The organism is Sphaerimonospora thailandensis (assembly GCF_016863115.1).
Classification (GTDB): domain Bacteria; phylum Actinomycetota; class Actinomycetes; order Streptosporangiales; family Streptosporangiaceae; genus Sphaerimonospora; species Sphaerimonospora cavernae.
Window position 1 is genome coordinate 57,527 of record NZ_BOOG01000019.1, and the last position, 21,209, is coordinate 78,735.

General features: G+C 69.5%; 23 protein-coding genes. 19 read left to right on the forward strand and 4 right to left on the reverse strand.

Features of this window, described 5'->3' with window-relative positions; all coding sequences use genetic code 11:
* Positions 1-225: 225 nt before the first annotated feature.
* The 12 genes from Mth01_RS11410 (at position 226) to Mth01_RS11465 (ending at position 9,943) form a co-directional block, all read left to right on the forward strand.
* The gene (locus Mth01_RS11410) at positions 226-969 is read left to right on the forward strand and encodes a helix-turn-helix transcriptional regulator (protein ID WP_204015795.1); all 744 of its coding nucleotides are present in this window, start codon (positions 226-228) and stop codon (positions 967-969) included.
* A complete protein-coding gene (sufB, locus tag Mth01_RS11415) occupies positions 966-2,378 on the forward strand; it encodes a Fe-S cluster assembly protein SufB (RefSeq protein WP_204015651.1) in 1,413 nt (470 codons plus the stop codon). The genes Mth01_RS11410 and sufB overlap by 4 nt, the downstream gene beginning before the upstream one ends.
* Entirely contained in the window at positions 2,378-3,496 is a 1,119-nt protein-coding gene (gene sufD, locus Mth01_RS11420; protein ID WP_204015653.1) for a Fe-S cluster assembly protein SufD, read from the forward strand. The genes sufB and sufD overlap by 1 nt, the downstream gene beginning before the upstream one ends.
* A complete protein-coding gene (locus Mth01_RS11425) occupies positions 3,493-3,813 on the forward strand; it encodes a non-heme iron oxygenase ferredoxin subunit (RefSeq protein WP_204015655.1) in 321 nt (106 codons plus the stop codon). Before sufD ends, Mth01_RS11425 begins: the two co-directional genes overlap by 4 nt.
* Before the next feature lie 3 nt (positions 3,814-3,816).
* Positions 3,817-4,563, forward strand: coding sequence for a Fe-S cluster assembly ATPase SufC (sufC, locus tag Mth01_RS11430; protein ID WP_204015657.1), 747 nt, complete (start codon positions 3,817-3,819; stop codon positions 4,561-4,563).
* Positions 4,563-5,852 carry a cysteine desulfurase gene (locus Mth01_RS11435; protein WP_204015659.1) on the forward strand — a complete coding sequence of 430 codons (1,290 nt, stop codon included), beginning with the start codon at positions 4,563-4,565 and terminating at the stop codon, positions 5,850-5,852. Before sufC ends, Mth01_RS11435 begins: the two co-directional genes overlap by 1 nt.
* Positions 5,853-5,855: 3 nt before the next feature.
* Complete coding sequence (gene sufU / locus Mth01_RS11440) at positions 5,856-6,299, forward strand: Fe-S cluster assembly sulfur transfer protein SufU (protein ID WP_055482145.1); 444 nt, start codon at positions 5,856-5,858, stop codon at positions 6,297-6,299.
* Entirely contained in the window at positions 6,296-6,661 is a 366-nt protein-coding gene (locus Mth01_RS11445; RefSeq protein WP_204015661.1) for a metal-sulfur cluster assembly factor, read from the forward strand. Before sufU ends, Mth01_RS11445 begins: the two co-directional genes overlap by 4 nt.
* Before the next feature lie 17 nt (positions 6,662-6,678).
* Entirely contained in the window at positions 6,679-6,930 is a 252-nt protein-coding gene (locus Mth01_RS11450; protein ID WP_275408927.1) for an acetylxylan esterase, read from the forward strand.
* A 54-nt stretch (positions 6,931-6,984) separates the two neighbouring features.
* Positions 6,985-7,248, forward strand: coding sequence for a phosphoribosyl-ATP diphosphatase (locus Mth01_RS11455; RefSeq protein ID WP_204015797.1), 264 nt, complete (start codon positions 6,985-6,987; stop codon positions 7,246-7,248).
* A 64-nt stretch (positions 7,249-7,312) separates the two neighbouring features.
* Positions 7,313-8,167 carry an ATP phosphoribosyltransferase gene (gene hisG / locus Mth01_RS11460; RefSeq protein WP_204015799.1) on the forward strand — a complete coding sequence of 285 codons (855 nt, stop codon included), beginning with the start codon at positions 7,313-7,315 and terminating at the stop codon, positions 8,165-8,167.
* A 312-nt stretch (positions 8,168-8,479) separates the two neighbouring features.
* The gene (locus Mth01_RS11465) at positions 8,480-9,943 is read left to right on the forward strand and encodes a DEAD/DEAH box helicase (RefSeq protein ID WP_204015801.1); all 1,464 of its coding nucleotides are present in this window, start codon (positions 8,480-8,482) and stop codon (positions 9,941-9,943) included.
* A gap of 29 nt (positions 9,944-9,972) precedes the next feature.
* On the opposite strand, the gene Mth01_RS11470 is transcribed toward Mth01_RS11465, so the two are convergent.
* From Mth01_RS11470 to Mth01_RS11480, 3 genes are all read right to left on the reverse strand, one after another.
* Positions 9,973-11,259, reverse strand: coding sequence for an ArsB/NhaD family transporter (locus Mth01_RS11470; protein WP_204015663.1), 1,287 nt, complete (start codon positions 11,257-11,259; stop codon positions 9,973-9,975).
* A gap of 140 nt (positions 11,260-11,399) precedes the next feature.
* On the reverse strand, positions 11,400-11,927 hold the full coding sequence (locus Mth01_RS11475) for a CBS domain-containing protein (protein WP_239089581.1): 528 nt from the start codon (positions 11,925-11,927) through the stop codon (positions 11,400-11,402).
* Positions 11,924-12,202 (reverse strand): hypothetical protein, encoded by a 279-nt coding sequence (locus Mth01_RS11480; protein WP_204015665.1) that lies wholly within the window; start codon positions 12,200-12,202, stop codon positions 11,924-11,926. The genes Mth01_RS11475 and Mth01_RS11480 overlap by 4 nt, the downstream gene beginning before the upstream one ends.
* Positions 12,203-12,604: 402 nt before the next feature.
* On the opposite strand from Mth01_RS11480, the gene Mth01_RS11485 reads away from it, so the two are divergent.
* From Mth01_RS11485 to Mth01_RS11515, 7 genes are all read left to right on the forward strand, one after another.
* Complete coding sequence (locus Mth01_RS11485; protein WP_239089582.1) at positions 12,605-13,573, forward strand: HAMP domain-containing sensor histidine kinase; 969 nt, start codon at positions 12,605-12,607, stop codon at positions 13,571-13,573.
* Positions 13,574-13,593: 20 nt separating this feature from the next.
* A complete protein-coding gene (locus Mth01_RS11490; protein ID WP_204015667.1) occupies positions 13,594-14,250 on the forward strand; it encodes a response regulator in 657 nt (218 codons plus the stop codon).
* 330 nt (positions 14,251-14,580) lie between these two features.
* A complete protein-coding gene (locus Mth01_RS11495) occupies positions 14,581-15,243 on the forward strand; it encodes an acVLRF1 family peptidyl-tRNA hydrolase (protein ID WP_239089583.1) in 663 nt (220 codons plus the stop codon).
* Positions 15,244-15,395: 152 nt separating this feature from the next.
* Positions 15,396-16,994: an ABC-F family ATP-binding cassette domain-containing protein gene (locus tag Mth01_RS11500; protein ID WP_204015670.1), complete on the forward strand. Its 1,599-nt coding sequence runs from the start codon at positions 15,396-15,398 to the stop codon at positions 16,992-16,994.
* 114 nt (positions 16,995-17,108) lie between these two features.
* The gene (locus Mth01_RS11505; RefSeq protein WP_055482135.1) at positions 17,109-17,324 is read left to right on the forward strand and encodes a helix-turn-helix domain-containing protein; all 216 of its coding nucleotides are present in this window, start codon (positions 17,109-17,111) and stop codon (positions 17,322-17,324) included.
* Between the two features lie 209 nt (positions 17,325-17,533).
* Positions 17,534-18,349 carry an enoyl-CoA hydratase/isomerase family protein gene (locus Mth01_RS11510; protein WP_204015672.1) on the forward strand — a complete coding sequence of 272 codons (816 nt, stop codon included), beginning with the start codon at positions 17,534-17,536 and terminating at the stop codon, positions 18,347-18,349.
* Between the two features lie 52 nt (positions 18,350-18,401).
* Positions 18,402-20,270 (forward strand): ABC transporter ATP-binding protein, encoded by a 1,869-nt coding sequence (locus tag Mth01_RS11515; RefSeq protein ID WP_204015674.1) that lies wholly within the window; start codon positions 18,402-18,404, stop codon positions 20,268-20,270.
* Between the two features lie 34 nt (positions 20,271-20,304).
* Here the strand turns inward: Mth01_RS11515 and Mth01_RS11520 are convergent, their stop codons facing one another.
* A complete protein-coding gene (locus tag Mth01_RS11520) occupies positions 20,305-21,159 on the reverse strand; it encodes a sulfotransferase family protein (protein WP_308440790.1) in 855 nt (284 codons plus the stop codon).
* Positions 21,160-21,209: the final 50 nt, after the last annotated feature.

A 21,209-nucleotide genomic window follows, 5' to 3' on the forward strand; every position in this document is an offset into this window, starting at 1 on the left:
CGGGCCTCCGCATCCGGAGCCGCGTCACGGCGAGGCAACCGCAGTTAGGTAAGGCTTTCCTGCGTGAGAAATTGCACTCGGCTCGGCGTGGCGTAGGGTTTGTCGTGCGGGAAGGAATTACGGCACACTGATGTTGTGAAATACGTGCCCGGGAGGACGAACGCCGAGGGGGCCGCGCGGCAGCGGCCGTCGTCGGTCACGCCCGAGCACGCGGATACCAAGCACATGGACACGAAGAACGGGGACCTCAAGCACGGGGACATCGGGGCCGAACGCGGCACCCGGGCCCGTGTCGCGAGGCTGATCCTGGAGCACGGTCCCGTCACCGCCGCCGCGCTGGGCGAGCGGCTCGGGCTGACCCCGGCCGCGGTGCGCCGCCACCTCGACGCGCTGCTCGCCGACGGGATGATCGAGCCCCGTACGGCCGGGCCGTACGGCAGGCGGGGGCGCGGCAGGCCGGCGAAGATGTTCACCATCACCGACGCGGGCCGCAGTGCCTTCGTCCACGCCTACGATGACCTGGCCGGCAGCGCTCTGCGTTTCCTGGCCGAGCGCATGGGCGGCGAGGCGGTGTCGGAGTTCGCGCGCGCCCAGGTGTCCGGCCTGGTCGGCATGCTGGAGGCGGTCATGCGCGAGGTGCCCGCCGAGCAGCGGATCAGGGTGCTCGCCGAGGCGCTGTCGGCCGAGGGCTACGCTGCTTCGGCCAGCAAGACGGGCAGCGGCGGTGAGCAGCTCTGTCAGCATCACTGCCCGGTGGCGCACGTCGCGGCGGCGTTCCCCCAGCTGTGCGAGGCCGAGACCGAGGCGTTCGCTCGGCTGCTCGGCACCCCGGTGCAGCGACTGGCCACGATCGCCAACGGCGACGGGGTCTGCACCACGCATGTGAGCTCCCACGCGCTGGCCGAACGGCGGGTGCGTGTCCCCGAGCCGAGCACATCCATATCGACGAGCAAGGAGTCCGGAAGGTGACTGTCACCGACCGCCCGGAGCTGGAAGGCCTCGGGAATTACAAGTTCGGCTGGGCCGACACGGACGTGGCCGGCGCCACCGCCCGGCGTGGACTGTCGGAAGAGGTCGTCCGCGACATCTCCGCGCTCAAGAACGAGCCGGAGTGGATGCTCGACCTGCGTCTGAAGGGTCTCCGGCTGTTCGGCAAGAAGCCCCTGCCGACCTGGGGCGCCGATCTCACGACCATCGAGTTCGAGAACATCAAGTACTTCGTCCGCTCCACCGAGAAGCAGGCCGCGTCCTGGGACGAGCTGCCGGCGGACATCAAGAACACCTACGACAGGCTCGGCATCCCCGAGGCGGAGAAGCAGCGCCTCATCGCCGGTGTCGCGGCGCAGTACGAGTCCGAGGTCGTCTATCACAAGATCCGTGAGGACCTCGAGCAGAAGGGCGTCATCTTCGTCGACACCGACACCGGCCTGCGCGAGCACGAGGACATCTTCAAGGAATACTTCGGCACGGTCATCCCGGTGGGCGACAACAAGTTCGCCGCGCTGAACACCTCGGTCTGGTCGGGCGGCTCGTTCATCTACGTCCCGCCGAACGTGCACGTCGAGATCCCGCTGCAGGCCTACTTCCGGATCAACACCGAGAACATGGGCCAGTTCGAGCGGACCCTGATCATCGTGGACGAGAACTCCTACGTGCACTACGTGGAGGGCTGCACGGCCCCGATCTACTCGTCCGACTCGCTGCACTCGGCGGTCGTCGAGATCATCGTGAAGAAGGGCGCCCGCTGCCGCTACACGACGATCCAGAACTGGTCGAACAACGTCTACAACCTGGTCACCAAGCGCGCCGTGGCGTACGAGGGCGCGACCATGGAGTGGATCGACGGCAACATCGGCTCCAAGGTCACGATGAAGTACCCGGCCGTCTACCTCATGGGCGAGCACGCCAAGGGCGAGACCCTGTCGGTCGCCTTCGCCGGTGAGGGCCAGCACCAGGACGCCGGCGCCAAGATGGTGCACCTCGCGCCGAAGACGTCGTCGACGATCGTGTCCAAGTCGGTCGCGCGCGGCGGCGGCCGGACGTCCTACCGCGGTCTGGTGCAGATCGACGAGGGCGCCGCCGGCTCGGCCTCGACGGTCAAGTGCGACGCGCTGCTGGTCGACCAGATCAGCCGGTCGGACACCTACCCGTACGTCGACGTCCGCGAGGACGACGTGTCGATGGGCCACGAGGCCACGGTCTCCAAGGTGTCGGAGGACCAGCTCTTCTACCTGATGAGCCGCGGCCTGACCGAGGACGAGGCGATGGCGATGATCGTGCGCGGCTTCGTCGAGCCGATCGCCCGCGAGCTCCCCATGGAGTACGCGCTGGAGCTGAACCGCCTGATCGAGCTGCAGATGGAAGGAGCTGTCGGCTGATGGGCCTGGACACGAAGCCGCTGTCGACGCTGCACGAGATCTCGTCGTACAACGTGGCGGACTTCCCGGTGCCGACCGGGCGCGAGGAGGAGTGGCGGTTCACCCCGCTGTCGCGCCTGCGCGGCCTGCACAACGGCAAGGCCGAGATCACCGGTGGCGTCGTGGTCGAGGTGGACGCCGCCCCGGAGGCGACCGTCGAGACCGTCGGCCGTGAGGACTCTCGGATCGGCCGGGCGTACGTGCCGGCCGACAGGGTCAGCGCCCAGGCGTACTCGTCGTTCGAGAAGGCGACGGTCGTCACGGTGCCGCGCGAGGCCGTCACGTCGAAGCCGATCGTGATCAACGTGCGGGGGACGGGCGGCGCGGCGTACGGCCACATCCTGGTCGACGTCGGCCCGATGGCGCAGGCCGTGGTCGTGCTGGACCACCGCGGCGGCGCGCTCTACGCCGACAACGTCGAGTTCGACGTCGCCGAGGGCGCCACGCTGAAGGTGGTCAGCCTGCAGGACTGGGACGACGACGCGGTGCACGTCTCGCACCACCATGCCAGGATCGGCAAGGACGCCACGTTCCGGTCGTTCGTGGTCACCCTCGGCGGCGACCTCGTACGGCTGTCGCCCTCGGTGTCGTACACGGCGCCCGGCGGCGAGGCGGACCTGACCGGGCTGTACTTCGCCGACGCCGGCCAGCACCTGGAGCACCGCCTGCTGGTCGATCACACGGTGCCGAACTGCCGCAGCAACGTGACCTACAAGGGCGCGCTGCAGGGCGACGGCGCCCACGCGGTGTGGATCGGCGATGTGATCATCCGGGCGGAGGCCGAGGGCACCGACACCTACGAGCTGAACCGGAACCTGATCCTCACCGACGGCGCCCGCGCCGACTCGGTGCCGAACCTGGAGATCCTCACCGGCGAGGTCGCCGGGGCGGGCCACGCGTCCGCCTCCGGCCGCATCGACGACGAGCAGATCTTCTACCTCCAGGCCCGCGGCATCCCGTTCCAGGAGGCCCGCCGCCTGGTCGTGCACGGGTTCTTCGCCCAGCTCCTGGAGAAGATCGAGGTCCCCGAGATCCGGGAGCGGGTGCTCTCGGCGGTCGAAGCGGAGCTGGCCCGATGAGCGCCGAATGGGAGAGGGTCTGCTCCCTCGACGACATCCCGGACGAGGGCACCATCGGTGTGGAGGTCGGCGACGTCCCGGTCGCGGTCGTCCGCGTCGGCGACGAGGTGTTCGCCCTGCACGACGTCTGCACGCACGCCGAGGTGAAGCTCAGCGAGGGCGACGTCTACGACCACACGCTGGAGTGCTGGCTGCACGGCTCGTGCTTCGACCTGCGCAGCGGCAAGCCCACCGGACCGCCCGCGACCAAGCCAGTGAACGTCTACCGAGTCAAGATCGAAGGCGATGACGTGTTCGTCTCGCTCTCGAAGGAGTGAAACGTGCCTACCCTTGAGATCCGTGACCTGCACGTCGCCGTCGGCGACAAGGAGATCCTGCGCGGCGTCGACCTGACCATCGCGGCGGGGGAGACCCACGCCATCATGGGGCCGAACGGCTCCGGCAAGTCGACCCTGGCCTACGCCCTCGCCGGTCACCCCAAGTACACGATCACGTCGGGCACCGTGCTGCTCGACGGCGAGGACGTGCTGGCGATGTCCGTCGACGAGCGCGCCCGGGCCGGCCTGTTCCTGGCCATGCAGTACCCCGTCGAGGTGCCCGGCGTCAGCGTCTCCAACTTCCTGCGCTCGGCGATCACGTCGGTCCGCGGTGAGGCGCCCAAGCTGCGCCAGTTCGCCAAGGACCTGAAGACCGGGATGGACGCGCTGTCCATCGACTCCGCCTTCGCCCAGCGCAACGTCAACGAGGGCTTCTCCGGCGGTGAGAAGAAGCGCCACGAGATCCTCCAGCTCGAACTGCTCCAGCCGAAGATCGCCGTGCTCGACGAGACCGACTCCGGTCTCGACGTCGACGCCCTGCGCGTCGTGTCCGAGGGCATCAACCGGTTCCGGAGCAGCGGCGACACCGGCGTGCTGCTGATCACGCACTACACCCGCATCCTGCGGTACGTGAAGCCCGAATTCGTGCACGTCTTCGCCGGCGGCCGGATCGTCGAGGAGGGCGGCCCCGAGCTCGCCGAGAAGCTGGAGGCCGAGGGGTACGAGGCATACGCGAAGGCCTCCGCCTGATGACGAGCAGCGACGTCCGGCCGGCGGCGAGCGCGGGGAGCCTCGACGTGGAGAGGATCAGGAAGGACTTCCCGATCCTCTCCCGCGAGCTGCCCGGCGGCCGCGAGCTGGTCTACCTCGACTCGGCGAACTCCTCGCAGAAGCCGATCCAGGTGATCGACACCATGCGCGAGCACCTGATGTCGCACTACGGCAACGTCGGCCGCGCCCTGCACGTGCTGGGCAGCGAGTCCACCGAGGCGTACGAGTCGGCCCGCGACAAGATCGCCGCGTTCGTCGGCGCGCCGTCGCGGGAGGAGGTGATCTTCACCAAGAACGCCTCCGAGGCGATCAACCTGGTGGCGTACGCCTTCGGCAACCCGGTGAACACCGACGAGCGGTTCCGTGTCGGCCCCGGTGACGAGATCGTCATCAGCGAGATGGAGCACCACTCCAACATCGTGCCGTGGCAGCTGCTCGCGCAGCGGACCGGTGCGACGCTGCGCTGGTTTCCGGTGACGGACGAGGGCCGCCTCGACGTCTCCGGCCTGGAGGAACTGGTCACCGAACGCACCAAGATCGTGTCGATCGCGCACCAGTCGAACGTGCTCGGCACGGTCAACTCGGTCTCGCCGATCCTGGCGCGGGCCCGCGAGGTGGGCGCGCTGATGATGCTCGACGCGTCGCAGTCGGTGCCCCACCAGGCCGTCGACGTGCGCGAGCTCGGCGTCGACTTCGTGGCCTTCACCGGGCACAAGATGACCGGCCCGTCCGGCATCGGCGTCCTGTGGGGCCGCCGCGAGCTGCTCGAGGCGATGCCGCCGTTCCTCGGCGGCGGCGAGATGATCGAGGCGGTCTGGATGGACCGCTCGACCTACGCCCCGGTGCCGCACAAGTTCGAGGCGGGCACGCCGCCCATCGTCGAGGCGGTGGGTCTCGGCGCGGCCGTCGACTACCTCACCTCGGTCGGCATGGACCAGATCAAGGCGCACGAGCGGACGCTCACCCAGCACGCCCTGGACGCGCTGACGGAGATCCCCGGGCTGAGGATCATCGGTCCGCGCACCGTGGTCGCCCGCGGTGGCACGGTCTCCTTCACCCTGGAGGGCATCCACCCCCACGATGTCGGCCAGATCCTCGACGACGTGTACGGCATCGCGGTGCGGGTAGGCCACCACTGCGCCCGGCCGCTCCACCTGCGCTTCGGCATCCCGGCGACCACCCGGGCGTCTTTCTACCTGTACAACACGACGGCCGAGATCGACGCGCTCGTCCGCGGCCTCCACCACGTGCAGAAGGTGTTCGGCTGAGTCATGATCGCTGAATCCATGTACCAGGAGCTGATCCTGGAGCACTACAAGCGCCCCCAGGGCCGGGGGCTGCGCGAGCCGTACGACGCGGAAGTCCACCATGTGAACCCGACCTGCGGCGACGAGGTCACGCTGCGGGTGAAGCTGGCCGACGGCGGCAAGGTGCAGGACGTCTCCTACGACGGCCAGGGATGCTCGATCAGCCAGGCCGCCGCCTCGGTGCTGCACGATCTCGCCACCGGGTCGACGGTGGAGGAGTCGCTCGCGGTCGTCGACGAGTTCACCCGGCTGATGCAGGGCAGGGGCCAGGTCGAGGCCGACGAGGACGTGCTGGGCGACGCGGTGGCCTTCGCCGGGGTGGCGAAGTTCCCCGCCCGCGTCAAGTGCGCCCTGCTGGCCTGGATGGCCTACAAGGACGCGGTGTTGAGAAGCCAGGAGGCGATGTGAGCAAGCCGACGGAGACCCCGACAACCACCTATGAAGGGGATGTCTCCACCGATGAGGTGCTGGAGGCGCTGAGGGACGTCGTCGACCCCGAGTTGGGCATCAACGTCGTCGACCTCGGCCTGATCTACGGGGTCAACCTCGACCCCGCCGGCGAGGGGGAGCGCCCCATCGCGACGGTCGACATGACGCTGACCAGCGCGGCCTGCCCGCTGACCGACGTGATCGAGGACCAGGCCAACTCCGCGCTGGCCGATCTGACGTCGAGCGTCGTGATCAACTGGGTGTGGCTGCCGCCGTGGGGGCCTGACAAGATCACCGAAGAGGGGCGCGAGCAGCTGCGCATGCTCGGCTTCAACGTCTGATCGAGAATCTTCGCCGGATGCCGGGCCGTCCCGGCGCGGGGTCGGCCCGGCATCCGGCGGCGCCGTCACCCCTTCAGGCCGCCCACACCCCCGCCCAGTTCTCCGTCGGCCTGCACGACGGCGTCACCCCGCTCTCGACCGTCTTCGCCGCCTACAACCACTACGCCGGGCCCAAGGACATCTCGGCCTGGCCGTTCAACGGCCACGAGGGCGGCGGGTCCCAGCCGGCACAGGAGATGCTCGGCATCGCCCGGAAGGCCCTCAGCTGAGCCGGCACCGGTCCGCTACCCTGAATGGGCCCGTACGACGACCCGAGAGAGATCATGAAGACCTTCGAAGAGCTGTACGCCGAACTGGCTGAGAAGGCGCGCACCCGCCCGGAGGGGTCGGGCACGGTGGCCGCACTGGACGCCGGCGTCCATGCCATCGGCAAGAAGGTCGTGGAGGAGGCCGCCGAGAGCTGGATGGCGGCGGAGTACGAATCCACGGAGCGGACCGCCGAGGAGATCTCGCAGCTGCTCTACCACATCCAGGTCCTCATGCTGGCGCGCGGCATCGGACTGGACGAGGTCTACAAGCATCTCTAGGGGGTGTGTCACCCCCGGGAGATGCCGCCATCCTCACCTCGTTCAATCTGACTCCGGAAGGGTTATCCACCCCATGCTGCGCATCGCCGTACCGAACAAGGGCGCGCTCGCCGAGGCCGCCCAGACGATCCTGAAGGAAGCCGGATACCGGCAGCGCAAGGACAGCAAGGAGCTCGTGGTCGTCGACCCGGACAACTCCTGCGAGCTGTTCTTCCTGCGCCCCCGCGACATCGCCGTCTACGTCGGAGAGGGCACCCTCGACGCCGGCATCACCGGCCGCGACATGCTCTTCGACTCCGGCGCCCCCGCCGAGGAGGTCATGCCGCTCGGGTTCGGGCGGTCGACGTTCCGCTTCGCCGCCGCTCCCGGCGCCTACTCCGGGGTGACCGACCTGGCCGGGCGGCGCATCGCCACCTCCTACGCCGGGCTCCTCGGCAAGTACCTCGCCGACCAGGGCATTGACGCCCGGGTGATCAAGCTGGACGGCGCGGTCGAGACCGCGATAAGGCTCGGCGTCGCCGACGCGGTGGCCGACGTCGTCGAGACCGGCACCACGCTGCGCAACGTGGGCCTGGAGACGTTCGGCGAGCCGATCGCCTCCTCGGAGGCCTTGCTGATCAAGCGGGCCGGTGCGCCGGAGGAGAACGGGTTCCGGCAGCTCATCCGCCGCCTCCAGGGCGTTCTGGTGGCCCGTGACTATGTGATGATCGACTACGACATCCGGGCCGAGCGCATCGACGAGGCCATCGCGATCACTCCCGGAATGGAGGGGCCCACGGTCTCCCCGCTGCACCGCGAGGGCTGGGTCGCGGTGCGGGCGATGGTCCCCAGGAAGGGCCACCAGCAGGTGATGGACCACCTCTGGGAGATCGGCGCCAAGGCCATCCTCGTCACCGACATCTACGCCTGCCGGCTCTGACCACCGAAGGCCGAGGACATTGACTGTTTGACGTTCATGCGTTGGCATTGTAGGGTTGCCCTTCGTTATGCCCGAAGCGACTTGAACGACGGTGTTCGTGACAGGGGCGCTCGCGAATACGCGGGTGAATCGAGTGGCATTGCCGCCTGACGCAGGAGCCCTACCAGCCGGTTAAGTCGGACTTTCGGCCCACCCTTGTGTCCGATTCGGGTAGGGCAAGGCAGTACATGTCCCGGCTCGTCCTTTCGTAGAAGTGACGTGCCCCCCGTGTTCCGACACGTTGGCTTCGATGAAAGGCACGACCTCGTGACCATGCTTGACGCTGGCCATATTCTTCCCGCCTCCGACTCCGCGCCCGGCGCCACGTTCGTGACGCTCGGGCTGCCCAGGCCGCTCGTGTCCGCGCTGGCCCGGGAAGGCATCACCACGCCGTTCCCCATCCAGGAGGCGGCCATCCCCGACGTACTCGCCGGACGTGACGTGCTGGGCCGGGGCCAGACCGGCTCCGGCAAGACCCTCGCCTTCGGCCTGCCGACGATGGCCCGCGTCGCGGGGGAACGCGCCGCCTCCGGGCGGCCGCGCGCCGTCATCCTCGTGCCCACGCGCGAGCTGGCCCTGCAGGTCGCCGACGCTCTGGAGCCGCTCGGCCGTGGTCTGTCGCTGCGCACCAGGACCATCGTCGGCGGCATGCCGATGGGCAGGCAGATCGACGCGCTCCGCCGCGGCGTCGAGATCGTCGTGGCCACGCCCGGGCGCCTGACCGACCTCATGAAACAGGGCGAGTGCTCGCTCGAGGACGTCGAGGTCACCGTGCTCGACGAGGCCGACCATATGTGCGACCTCGGCTTCTTCCCCGTGGTGAGCGCCATTCTCAACGCGACCCCGGCGGGCGGCCAGCGGCTGCTCTTCTCCGCCACGCTCGACGGTGACGTGGACAAGCTGGTCCGGCGGTTCCTCACCGATCCGGTCACGCACTCGCTGGCTCCGGCGACCTCCCCGGTCGAGACCATGGAGCACCACCTCTTCCAGGTGCACCGGGACGACAAGGTCGACGTCGCCGCTGAGATCGCCAACCGCGAGGGCCGTACGATCCTTTTCGTCCGCACCCAGCACGGTGTGGACCGGCTCGTCAAGCAGTTCGCCAGGGTGGGGGTCCGCGCCGGAGGGTTGCACGGCGGCAAGCGGCAGAACCAGCGAACCCGCATCCTCGATGCGTTCCGCGAGGGCAACGTGACCGTCCTGGTCTGCACGGACGTCGCCGCCCGCGGCATCCACGTCGACGACGTCAGCCTCGTGCTGCACGTGGATCCGCCGATGGATCACAAGAGCTACCTCCACCGTGGCGGCCGTACGGCCCGCGCGGGGGAGAGCGGCAGCGTCGTGACGCTCGTCATGCCGGACGAGCGCCGCTCCATCAACGCGATGACCCGGCGAGCGGGCATCACCCCGACGTGGCACCGGGTCCGGCCCGGCGACGCGGTCCTCGGCGAGGTCGCCGGTGCGCGGCGGCCCAGCGGCGAGGCCATCTCCGTGTGGCAGCCCGAGGTCCGCAATGCGCCGCGCCCGCGCCGTGAGGGCCAGCCGTCGGACCGTCGCCGCTATCAGGGAGAGCGCCCCCACGGCGTCTCGAATGGCAACAGCGGCTCGTACGGAGGCTTCCAGGACGACCGGCCCCGACGCCGGGACGGGGAGAGCCGGCCGGAGCGGCGGCGGGGTGGCGGCTTCCGCCAGGGAGGTCGCGCAGGAGGCCGCTCCGGCAACCGACACGGCCGCTGACCATCGGCCCGCCGGCGACGTCCTTCTCGTCAGACGAAATAGCGCAGCCAGATATACGCCCAGGCCATCAGAATGCTCAGCGCGGTCACGAAGATCCCATACTTGGTGAACTGCCAGAAGCTGATCTTGTGACCGGTGCGGGCCGCGATGCCGAGCGCGACGATGTTGGCGCTGGCCGCCACCGCGGTGCCGTTGCCGCCGAAGTCGGCGCCCAGGGCGAAGGCCCACCACAGCGCCTGCCCGGTCTGCGGATCGGTGGTCTGCGCGACCAGGCCCTCGACGACGGGTGCCATGACGGTGGCGTAGGGGATGTTGTCGAAGAAGGCCCCCAGCACGCCGGAGCCGAACAGCAACGTCGTCGCGGTGAGGAAGTGGTTGCCGCCGAGCACCCCCACAGCCCAGCCGCCGATCGCCGCGATGACGCCCGTGTGGACCAGCCCGGCGACCATCACGAACAGGCCCATGAAGAAGACCAGGGTGGGCCACTCGACCTCGTGCAGCACCTCCGAGACGTCCGTGCGGGCCACCAGCATCATCACCCCGGCGCCTACCAGCGCGACGAGCGCCGGTTCCAGCGGCAGCACGGAGTGCAGGCAGAACGCGAGGATGACCGCACCGAGCACGAGCAGGCACCGGACGAGCAGGCGCCGGTCGGTGATGGCCCGCCGCTCCTGCAGGGCCATCACCGATGCCACGTGCTCGGGGTTGTACTGGAACGCGTTGCGGAACAGCACCCGGGTGAACAGTACGAACGTCACGAAGATGATGACCACGATGGGTGCCATGTGGACGAGGAAGTCGTTGAACGTCAATCCGGCACGGCTGGCGATGATGATGTTGGGCGGGTCGCCGATCAGCGTCGCGGCGCCGCCGATGTTGGACGCCAGCACCTCGGCGATGAGGTACGGCTGGGCCGGGATGCGCAGTCGGTCGCAGACCACCACCGTGACCGGCGCGACGAGCATGATCGTGGTGACGTTGTCCAGGAACGGCGAGGCGACCGCGGTGATGGTCATCAGCATGACCATCAATCGGTACGGCTGCCCTTTCGACTTCTTGGCCGCCCAGATCGCGAGGTAGTCGAAGATCCCCGTCTGCTTGACGATGCCAACGATGATCATCATGCCGAACAGCAGGAAAACAACGTTCCAATCGATCCCGGCGTGCTCGGAGAAGAACACCTCGGTGCCGGGGATCAGCGCCAGCACGGCCATCAGACCGGCGGCGATCAGCACCACCTTGACCTTGTTCGCCTTCTCGGTGGCGATGAAGAAGAATGCGACCAGGAAGATCGCGAGAGTGGCGACAGCGCTCATCGGCGACCCCCCGGCGGCGCGACCGGTACGGCCTCTTTCGGCGCGGAGATCACGGAAACGGCGAAGGAACTCATGACAGGCCTCCTGACGTCGGGGCACGTGGCGGCGAGGCAGAACGGGGCGAAACGGCCCGGCGGGGGTCAGGCCCCGGGACTGAACAGCGCCAGGCTGGTGAGCAACCGCTCCAGCGTGATCGCCCCGGCCAGCGTGCCGTCGGGGGTGACCACGGCCACGAGCGGTGTGCGCAGCCGGGTCATCACGGCGGCCACCTCGAGCAGGGTCGCGCCGAGTGGGACGGTGACCGCACTGACCAGCGGGCGCGGCAGGCAGTCGCCCACCGACAGGTCGCCGACGTCCTGGGGGAAGGCGTCGGCGTAGGCCTCGTCGACGACCCGGGTGAGGGAGGGATCCTCGTGGTAGGCCCGGGGGATCGCGAGTCGTAGGACGTCGGTGCCCGACAGCACGGCCCCCGGCCGGCCCGCCTCGTCGACGACGATCAGGCCGGGCATGCGGTTCAGCGCCATGATCTGGATGGCCTTGGTGACCCGGTCGCGGGTGGTGACCGTAGGCGGTGTCACGGCGATGTCACGTGCTTGCACGGTGGTTATCCGTTCGGGGGTGACGATCCCGGTCGCCCGGGCGTTCTGGGCCGTTCCCGGCGCGGTCATGACGCCGTTCCGGCGGTCTCGGCGATCTCGGCGACCCGGCGTTCGAGGACGGCGACTCGATCGGCGATGGGCCGGCTGTGCAGGATCTCGGCGAGGTGGTCGGCCTCGTCCTGCTCGAGTACGACGCTCTGCAGTGGTTCGTCCGACTCGGCTGTGTAGACGAGGAGCCGGTACCGGCCGGTTCTGTCCGAGAGGACGCCGAAACGCTGCCCTCCTCGGGTGACACAGTGATGTACAGTGCCGGTGCCGGGCACAGCCGTGCGGGAGACGCGCACGCAGAGATACCTCCGTTCCGAGTGGTCGCCGATTCTCATCGCGGGTGACGCCGGATTCTTCCGCTTCCGGCCCCTGTATCCATTTTCGATGGTGGAGCGATCGTCCGCCATCAGGTCCGGCACCCATTTCGGCAGGGGTCGGACGTGCAGTCGCGGGTCCATGATGGGAGATGACTCCCATGGACGCCCGGGTACCGCCGGGCTAGGAAGGACTGTGGAAGGGAGGGAGGGCGCCTGCTCGCCCGTCCGGAAGGCGGGCCGCACGCCAGAACCTCGATGAGTCACTCCGACGACCGGCGGCCTCTTCGGCCGCGGCAGGCTGCCAGGCGTTCACGGTCCCGGGCACGGATCGGGGCACGGATCGGGGCACGGATCGGGGCACGGATCGGGGCACGGATCCAGGTGCGCACGCCGGCGCGGACGCTGTTCTGGCGGCTGTTCGCCATCAACGGGTTGGTGTTCACCGTCGGCACGCTCGTGCTCGCGCTGTCGCCCGCCACGGTGTCCTCGATGGTCCGCCTGGCCGAGTTGCCGGTCCTGACGATCGGGCTGACGCTGATCATCACTGCGAACGCGCTGCTGCTGCGGGCCGGCTTGGCCCCGCTGGACGCGCTGACCACGCTCATGCAGCGCGTCGACCTGCTGGAATCCGGAGACCGGCTCGCCGACAGCGGCAAGGGAGACCTCTCCCACCTGATCGGCACGTTCAACTCGATGCTCGACCGGCTCGAGTCGGAGCGCAGCGCGAGCAGCGCGCACGCGCTCGCGGCGCAGGAGGGGGAGCGGCGGCGCATCGCACGGGAACTGCACGACGAGATCGGCCAGAGCCTGACCGTGGCGCTGCTGAGCCTCAAACGCGTCGTCGACCGGGCGCCCGACGACCTGCGTGAGGAGCTGCGCGCCGCCCAGGAGACGGTCCGTTCCAGCCTCGACGAGGTGCGGCAGGTAGCGCGCAGGCTGCGTCCCGGCGTGCTCGAAGATCTCGGGCTGCAGAGCGCGCTGAACGCGCTGAGCAGCGAGTTCTTCCAGGTCAACCAGGTTCGGATCACGCGGGCGGTCGACCCCGGGCTGCCCGATCTCAGCGAGGACGAGGAACTGGTCATCTACCGGATCGCACAGGAGAGCCTGACCAACGTGGCCAGACACGCCCGCGCCGGCCATGTGGAGCTGTCCCTGACCGCGGGCGACGGCGACCTGACCCTGCGTGTCACCGACGACGGGCGCGGCGGTGCCCGGCAGGAGGGCGCCGGAATACGCGGCATGCGGGAACGCGCCCACCTCATCGGCGCGCGCCTGACCATAACGTCCCCGCCCGGCGGCGGCACCGACGTACGTCTGGTCATACCCGTCGAGGCCGAACGCAGCCGATGAACATGTCAGCGGAGTTGAACATGGAGACTGCCAAGACCCGCATCCTGCTGGCGGACGACCACGCCCTGGTCCGGCACGGGCTGCGCCTGATCATCGACGCCGAGCCCGATCTCATGGTCGTCGCCGAGGCGGCGGACGGTGCCGAGGCCGTCGAGGCGGTCTCGGCCGGCGAGATCGACCTGGTCATCCTCGACATCGCGATGCCGCGGATGACCGGGATCCAGGCGGCCCGGGAAATCAACCGGCGGGCGCCCGGCGTCCGCATCCTGATCCTGTCCATGTACGACAACGAACAGTACTTCTTCGAAGCGCTCAAAGCGGGCGCCTCGGGCTACGTGCTCAAGTCGGTGGCCGACCAGGACCTCCTGGAGGCGTGCCGGGCCGCGGTGCGCGGCGAGCCGTTCCTCTATCCGGGGGCGGTCACCGCGCTCATCCGCGACTACCTGCACCGCGCCCGCCAGGGCGAGCAGATGCCCGCCAGCATCCTGACCCCGCGCGAGGAGGAGATCGTCAAGCTGATAGCCGAGGGCAACTCCGCCAAGCAGATCGCGGAGACCCTCTTCATCAGCGTCAAGACCGTCGACCGGCACCGCGCGAACATCCTGCAGAAGCTCGGCATGCGCGACCGGCTCGAACTGACCCGCTACGCCATCCGCGCCGGCCTCATCGAACCCTGAGCACCCCAACCCCCAGGGGTGATCTTGTAGTTTCTCGCAAACCGGTGCCGTGAGCAGGTACTACCACATCCGTGATCTTGCAGGTTCTCGCAGGTCTGCCGTCTGGCCAGGTGAACACCATGTGTGATCTTGCACTCCCGCGTCAACTGTAAGATCATCAAGCGGATTTACGCACGTCAGGCGGCATGCCTGCGAGAAAGTGCAAGATCGGCGAAAAGGTTTGGGCAGGTCACAAGCCTTGTGTGTGAGAAACTGCAAGATCACGGCCAGGGGGGTGGGGTAGGCTGGTGTGCCGTGGTGGCGCGGCCGGCGGCGGGTGGGGGCAGATGGGTGTCTGTCGCGCCCGAACGGCTCTCCCGGTGGATCGAGGGCTTCGCCGTACGGCACGGGGCCGTCGAGGCGGCCGTCACCGACGAGGTGGTCCGGCTGGCGGCGGCCGACGGCTCCGTGGCCGAGTGTCACGTGCCGTTCCCGCCGCTGCGGGGGGACCGGGCCGAGGACCTGGTCGAGCACGCGTGCCGGGAGCGGACGGTGGGAGTCCTGCTGGTACGGCTCGGAGGCTACGCGGCCGGCGTGTTCACCGGGGACCGGCTGGTGGCCGCCAAGGTCGGGTCGCGGCCGGTGCACGGGCGCAGCGCGGCGGGCGGCTGGTCGCAGCAGCGGTTCGCCCGGCGTAGGGAGAAGCAGTCCGCCGAGGCGCTCGGCGCGGCGGCCGATGTCGCGTTCCGGGTGCTCGTGCCGTACGCCGCCGGGCTGGACGTCGCCGGGCCGGGCAGGGTCGAGCTGGACGCGGTCGTGCTCGGCGGGGACCGCCGCGCGGTCGCCGAGTTGCGCGGCGACCGGCGGCTGGCGCCGCTGTTCGCGCTGGAGGCAGAGCCCTTCCTGACCGTGCCCGATCCCCGGCGGAACGTGCTGGAGGGGACTCCCGCGATGTTCCGGAGCGTACGCATCCGCGTCGTCGAGACCGGTGAGGCCGGCGAGATCACGGACTGACCCGCCGGGCGGGCCGCAGACCGGCCGGGCGGGCCGATAACCACGTTCGGCTCTTGGCGCTCGGCGACTACAATGGCGGGCATGTGCGCTCCCGACTGATCGACACGTGCGCCGATCCCCTTCGAAATTTCCTCACGGGAGTGTCCCTATTCATGATCATTGCTACTGACGTCGAACTGCGCGCGGGATCCCGGCTGCTCATCGAGGGCGCGGCCTTCCGGGTGAACCCGGGCGACAAGATCGGACTGGTGGGCCGCAACGGGGCCGGTAAGACCACGCTCACCAGGGTCCTCGCCGGTGAGGGCCTTCCGGCCGGCGGCTCCGTGACCGCCACCGGCAGCATCGGCTACCTGCCGCAGGACCCGCGCACCGGCGACCTGTCGGTGCTCGCCCGCGACCGCATCCTGTCGGCCCGGGGCCTCGACGAGGTGCTGCGCGAGCTGCGCGACGCCGAGATCGGCATGGCCTCGGACGACACCCGGGTGCGTGACAGGGCGGTGCGCGCCTACGGCCGGCTGGAGGACCGGCTGCACGTGCTCGGCGGTTACGCCGCGGAGGCGGAGGCCGCCTCGATCGCCTCCAGCCTCGGACTGCCCGACCGGGTCCTGCGACAGCCACTGGAGACCCTGTCCGGTGGACAGCGCAGGCGGGTGGAGCTGGCCCGGATCCTGTTCAGCGGAGCCGAGACTCTCCTGCTTGACGAGCCCACAAACCACCTCGATGCGGACTCAATCGGGTGGCTTCGGGATTTTTTGCGCGCCCACCAGGGCGGCTTGGTCATCATCAGCCACGACGTAAACCTTCTTGAAGCGACGGTAAACCGGGTCCTGCACCTCGACGCCAACCGCTGCGTGATCGACACCTATAACGTCGGCTGGAAGGCGTACCTGGCGCAGCGGGAGACCGACGAGAAGCGCCGCAAGCGCGAGCGGGTCAACGCCGAGCGGCAGGCGTCCGCGCTGCTGTCGCAGGCCGACCGCATGCGGGCGAAGGCCACCAAGGCCAAGGCGGCGCAGGACATGGAGCGCCGGGCCCGCCGCCTGCTGTCGGGCGTCGAGGGCGAGCGGCGTGCCGACCGGGTCGCCAAGCTGCGCTTCCCCGAGCCCGCGCCGTGCGGCAGGACGCCTCTGACGGCGCACGGCCTGTCCAAGTCGTACGGCTCGCTGGAGGTCTTCACCGACGTCGACGCGGCCGTCGACCGCGGCTCCAGGATCGTGATCCTGGGCCTGAACGGCGCGGGCAAGACGACGCTGCTGCGCCTGCTCGCCGGCATGGAGAAGCCCGACGCCGGAGAGGTGCGGCCCGGCCACGGCCTCAAGATCGGATACTACGCGCAGGAGCACGAGACCCTCGACCCGGAGCGCACGGTCCTGGAGAACATGCGCTCGGCCGGGCCCGATCTCCTCGAGGTCGAGCTGCGCAAGGTGCTCGGCTCGTTCCTGTTCTCAGGAGACGACGTGGACAAGCCCGCCGGGGTGCTGTCCGGAGGAGAGAAGACGCGACTCGCCCTGGCCACGCTGGTGCTCTCGAGCGCCAACGTGCTGTTGCTCGACGAGCCTACCAACAACCTGGATCCGGCGTCGCGGGAGCAGGTTCTGGCGGCCCTCGGCTCGTACGCCGGAGCGATCGTGCTGGTCACCCATGATGAGGGTGCCGTGGAGGCGCTCCGTCCAGATAGGGTGATTTTGCTGCCGGACGGAGTCGAAGACGCGTGGAGTGACGAATTTTCCGATCTTGTGGCACTCGCCTGATCTTAATTTGAGCGGGTAGGGATCTTTTCCCGCGGAGTAGGTAGCCGATCTCGCCGAAATGACTGATCATGGCGTGAGTAACGCTGCGGAAGTCTGGCACTACAGGAGGTACTCGTGGCCGAGACTCTCAAGAAGGGCACCCGGGTGACCGGGGCCGACCGTGAAAAGCTGGCCAACGATCTGAAGAAGCGCTATGCCGCGGGTGAGAGCATCCGCGCTCTGGCGGCTTCCACCGGCCGGTCATACGGGTTCATCCACCGCATCCTCAGCGAGTCCGGAGTGACTCTGCGTGGGCGCGGCGGGGCGACCCGGGGCAAGTCCAAGCGCTAGCGATCCACCTCACGACGCGCGACCGCAGCCGCTCGTTCCAGCAGTCCGAGCGGTCGCGTCCGAGCCACCAGAACGAGATTCGGTAGGCTCGGGCGCGACCGCGGGAGACAGGGGAGCGCGAGCAACCGGCACGTACGGACGGGACGCCGCACCGGACCCGGCCGTGTGTGAGGCGAGCGACCTCTCATCGGAGGCAGGAGCGAGCAGCGATGGCGGAAGCGGCAACTGGGGGGACCGGACTGCGCTTCGAGATGGACGGCGAGATCGCGACCATCACACTGGACCGGCCGGAGAAGCGGAACGCGCAGACGTTCGGCACCTGGTCGGCACTGGCCCGGATAGGCGACGAGCTTCCGGAGCACGTGCGGGTGGTCGTGGTCAGAGGCGAGGGGCCGTCCTTCTCGTCGGGCATCGACCTGGGCATGTTCACCCAAGCTTCCGAACCGGCCCAGGGCCCCGGGCCCGCTGAGGGACCCGGGACGGATTCGTTCGCCGCGGCGGCCGCCCACGGCGACGCCGATCTGCAGCGGCTGATCGCCGAGGCACAGCGCGGCTTCCTATGGCTGCGGCGGCCGGAGATCGTGTCCATCGCCGCCGTGCGGGGTCACGCGATCGGTGCGGGCTTCCAGCTCGCGCTCGCGTGCGACCTGCGGATCGTCGCGGACGACGTCATGTTCTGCATGAAGGAGCCCGCGCTCGGGCTGGTCCCCGACCTGACGGGGACCAAACCGCTGGTCGACATCGTCGGGGTGCCACGCGCCATCGAGATGTGCCTGACCGCACGCGTCGTCGGCGCGGCCGAGGCGCTGCGGCTCGGCCTGGCCGAGATGGCGGTGCCCGCCGACGAGCTGGGCCAGGCCGTACAGGACCTGACGGCGGCGCTGCTGGCCGTCGACCGCGCGGCGGCGACCGCCACCAAGAGGCTGCTCCAGGGTGCGCCGCACCGGACGCTGGAGGCGCAGGCCGCCGCCGAGCGGGCCGAGCAGGCGACCCGGATCAGGGCGCTGTTCGCTTCCAGCAAATGATGGAATCACGCGCCTGTCCTGGGTGCTTCACCTCCCGGGAGGATGGCGACATATGGCGATGATGGGCGGCGGTTACGGCTTCGAGGCGATGCGGTCGCTGCGGCGCGACAGCTCGGTGACCAGCGAGCGGCTGGCGCCCGGGACGGTACGCCGCATCGCCGGGTACGCCCGGCCGTTCAGGTGGCAGATCACGGCGTTCCTGGCGCTCGTCGTGGTCGGTTCGGTCATCGCGGTGGCCAACCCGCTGCTGATGAAGGCGATCATCGACGACGGCATCATCCCGAAACGGACCGGGGTCGTGGTCTGGCTCGCCGTGGCCATCGCCGCCCTGGCCGTGGTGGACGCCGGGCTGACCCTGGCCCAGCGGTGGTACTCCGCGAGGATCGGCGAGGGGCTGATCTACAACCTGCGCACCGAGGTCTTCGACCACGTGCAGCGCATGCCGGTGGCGTTCTTCATGCGCGCCCAGACCGGCGCGCTGGTCTCCCGGCTGAACAGCGACGTCATCGGGGCCCAGCGGGCACTCACCAGCACGCTGTCGTCGGTGGTCTCCAACGTGGTCAGCCTGGTCATGGTCCTCGGCGCGATGCTCGTCCTGTCGTGGCAGATCACGCTGGTCGCGCTGGTCCTGGTGCCGATCTTCATCATCCCGGCAAAGTGGGTCGGCCGCCGGATGTCGGCGCTCACCCGCGAGCAGTTACAGCTCGACGCGGAGATGAGCTCGGTGATGACCGAGCGGTTCAACGTGGCCGGCGCCATGGTCGCCAAGCTGTACGGCAGGCCGGCCGACGAGGCCGTCCACTTCGGGGAGCGGGCCGGGCGGGTCCGCGACGTCGGGGTCACGGTCGGAATGTACGGAACGGTGTTCCGGGTCGCGCTCGGCCTGGTCGCCGCGCTCGCGACCGCGCTCGTCTACGGCCTCGGCGGCATGTTCGCCGTGTCGGGGGCGTTCGAGCTCGGCACGCTGGTCGCCCTCGCCTCGCTGCTCATGCGCCTCTACGGCCCGCTGACCAGCCTGTCCAACGTCCACGTCGACGTGATGACCGCGCTGGTGAGCTTCGACCGGGTCTTCGAGGTGCTCGACCTCAAACCGATGGTGGCCGAGAGGCCCGACGCCCGGCCGGTCCCCGACGGGCCGGTGGAGATCGAGTTCGACGACGTGCGGTTCCACTACCCGGAGGCCTCGGAGGTGTCGCTGGCCTCCCTGGAGTCGGTGGCGCGGCCTGACACCGGGCCGTCGCAGGAGGTCCTGAAGGGCGTGTCGTTCACGGCCCGGCCGGGCGAGCTGGTGGCGCTGGTGGGGCATTCGGGGGCGGGCAAGACGACGACGACGTCCCTGGTGTCGCGCCTGTACGACGTCAACGAGGGCGCCGTGCGGATCAACGGCCTGGACGTACGGGACGCCACCCTCGACAGCATCAGGGACACGGTGGGCGTGGTCATGCAGGACGCCCACCTGTTCCACGACACGATCGGCGCCAACCTCCGCTACGCCCGCCCCGAGGCGACCGACGAGGAGATCTGGGACGCGCTGCGGGCGGCGCAGATCGCCGACCTGGTCAAGGGCCTGCCCGAGGAGCTGGAGACCGTCGTGGGCGACCGGGGCTACCGGCTGTCAGGCGGGGAGAAGCAGCGCGTCGCGCTGGCCCGCCTCCTGCTGAAGGCGCCGCGCGTCGTCGTGCTCGACGAGGCCACCGCCCACCTGGACTCCGAGTCCGAGGCGGCGGTGCAGCAGGCGCTGAAGACCGCACTGCGGGGGCGCACCTCCCTGGTGATCGCCCACCGCCTGTCCACCATCCGCGAGGCCGACACGATCCTGGTGATCGAGGACGGACGGGTGGTCGAGCACGGCCGCCACGAGGAGCTGCTCCGGCGCGACGGCGCCTACGCCGAGCTCTACCGCACCCAGTTCACAGGTTGAACGGTCACCGGTTGAGTGGTCACGGGTTAGTCGATCATCGGTAGCCGAGGCGTTTGAGCTCCTCGCGGGCGACCTTCTCCACCAGGTCGGCGTCGGCCGCCGACAGCCGCTTGCGCCAGGCGCCCGTCTTCGGCTTGGCCGAGCCGTACAGGGCGATGGTGGAGATCTCGGCGTGGAGGAAGTCCGACACCGCGTCGATCGCGCGGCCGGGGGAGGCCAGCATGTCCTCGTACCGCAGGGTCAGCAGTTGCTCGGCGGGCAGCTCGCGACGGAGCGTCGCGCTGAGCCGTACGGCGCTGCGCCACCGCAGCGCGCATTTGCCCGCCGCCGGCATGTCGTTCCATCGGCCCCGGTGCTCGGCCGAGCGCACGCCGAGGAACGGATTGGGGAACTCGGCCTCCTCGCCCAGCATGTGCGGCCTGAACCAGGCAAGGCAGGCCGGGTCGGCCAGCATGTCGGCGACCACGTCGCGCCCGTCGCGGATGATCTGGATGAGCCGGGCGTCCGGGAACGCCTGCAGCAGCACCGGGGCGCTGTAGAGGAGATCGGGCCCGGCGTCGCCGAACCTGGTGAGCGAGCGCGACGCCACGCAGGGCCCCGACCCGATGATGCCGCCGGCCTCCTTGCAGGCCGCGCCGCATTCGGCGCAGGCGTCCGGCATGACCTGCCACGCCTCGGCCAGCACGTCGCGCAGCACCCGGTGCGCCCCCCGGCTGCGGGCGATCGACGGCCGCCGGGCGAACGCGTACACGACCCGGGCCACCGCGGCGCGGCCCATGGTGACGTGGAAGCCGGGAGATCGTTTGAGGGCACGGCCGACCAGGTCCGCGCCGGAGTGCGGAGCGGCGATCACGAACACCGGCTGACGGACCTTGACACCGTTGACCACGAGTATGTGCGTCGGAGGTCGCATAGATACGGTTAAGTCTGACACCCTTT

Bases quoted from the DNA above. Each gene is read 5' to 3' on its own strand.
- Mth01_RS11465 (WP_204015801.1), top strand. From the start codon at position 8,480: ATGCTTGACGCTGGCCATATTCTTCCCGCCTCCGACTCCGCGCCCGGC.
- Mth01_RS11455 (WP_204015797.1), top strand. From the start codon at position 6,985: ATGAAGACCTTCGAAGAGCTGTACGCCGAACTGGCTGAGAAGGCGCGC.
- Mth01_RS11470 (WP_204015663.1), bottom strand. From the start codon at position 11,259: ATGAGCGCTGTCGCCACTCTCGCGATCTTCCTGGTCGCATTCTTCTTC.
- Mth01_RS11435 (WP_204015659.1), top strand. From the start codon at position 4,563: ATGACGAGCAGCGACGTCCGGCCGGCGGCGAGCGCGGGGAGCCTCGAC.
- sufU (WP_055482145.1), top strand. From the start codon at position 5,856: ATGATCGCTGAATCCATGTACCAGGAGCTGATCCTGGAGCACTACAAG.
- Mth01_RS11500 (WP_204015670.1), top strand. From the start codon at position 15,396: ATGATCATTGCTACTGACGTCGAACTGCGCGCGGGATCCCGGCTGCTC.
- sufD (WP_204015653.1), top strand. From the start codon at position 2,378: ATGGGCCTGGACACGAAGCCGCTGTCGACGCTGCACGAGATCTCGTCG.
- Mth01_RS11490 (WP_204015667.1), top strand. From the start codon at position 13,594: ATGGAGACTGCCAAGACCCGCATCCTGCTGGCGGACGACCACGCCCTG.
- Mth01_RS11515 (WP_204015674.1), top strand. From the start codon at position 18,402: ATGGCGATGATGGGCGGCGGTTACGGCTTCGAGGCGATGCGGTCGCTG.
- Mth01_RS11510 (WP_204015672.1), top strand. From the start codon at position 17,534: ATGGCGGAAGCGGCAACTGGGGGGACCGGACTGCGCTTCGAGATGGAC.
- Mth01_RS11450 (WP_275408927.1), top strand. From the start codon at position 6,679: ATGCCGGGCCGTCCCGGCGCGGGGTCGGCCCGGCATCCGGCGGCGCCG.
- Mth01_RS11475 (WP_239089581.1), bottom strand. From the start codon at position 11,927: ATGACCGCGCCGGGAACGGCCCAGAACGCCCGGGCGACCGGGATCGTC.
- Mth01_RS11410 (WP_204015795.1), top strand. From the start codon at position 226: ATGGACACGAAGAACGGGGACCTCAAGCACGGGGACATCGGGGCCGAA.
- Mth01_RS11425 (WP_204015655.1), top strand. From the start codon at position 3,493: ATGAGCGCCGAATGGGAGAGGGTCTGCTCCCTCGACGACATCCCGGAC.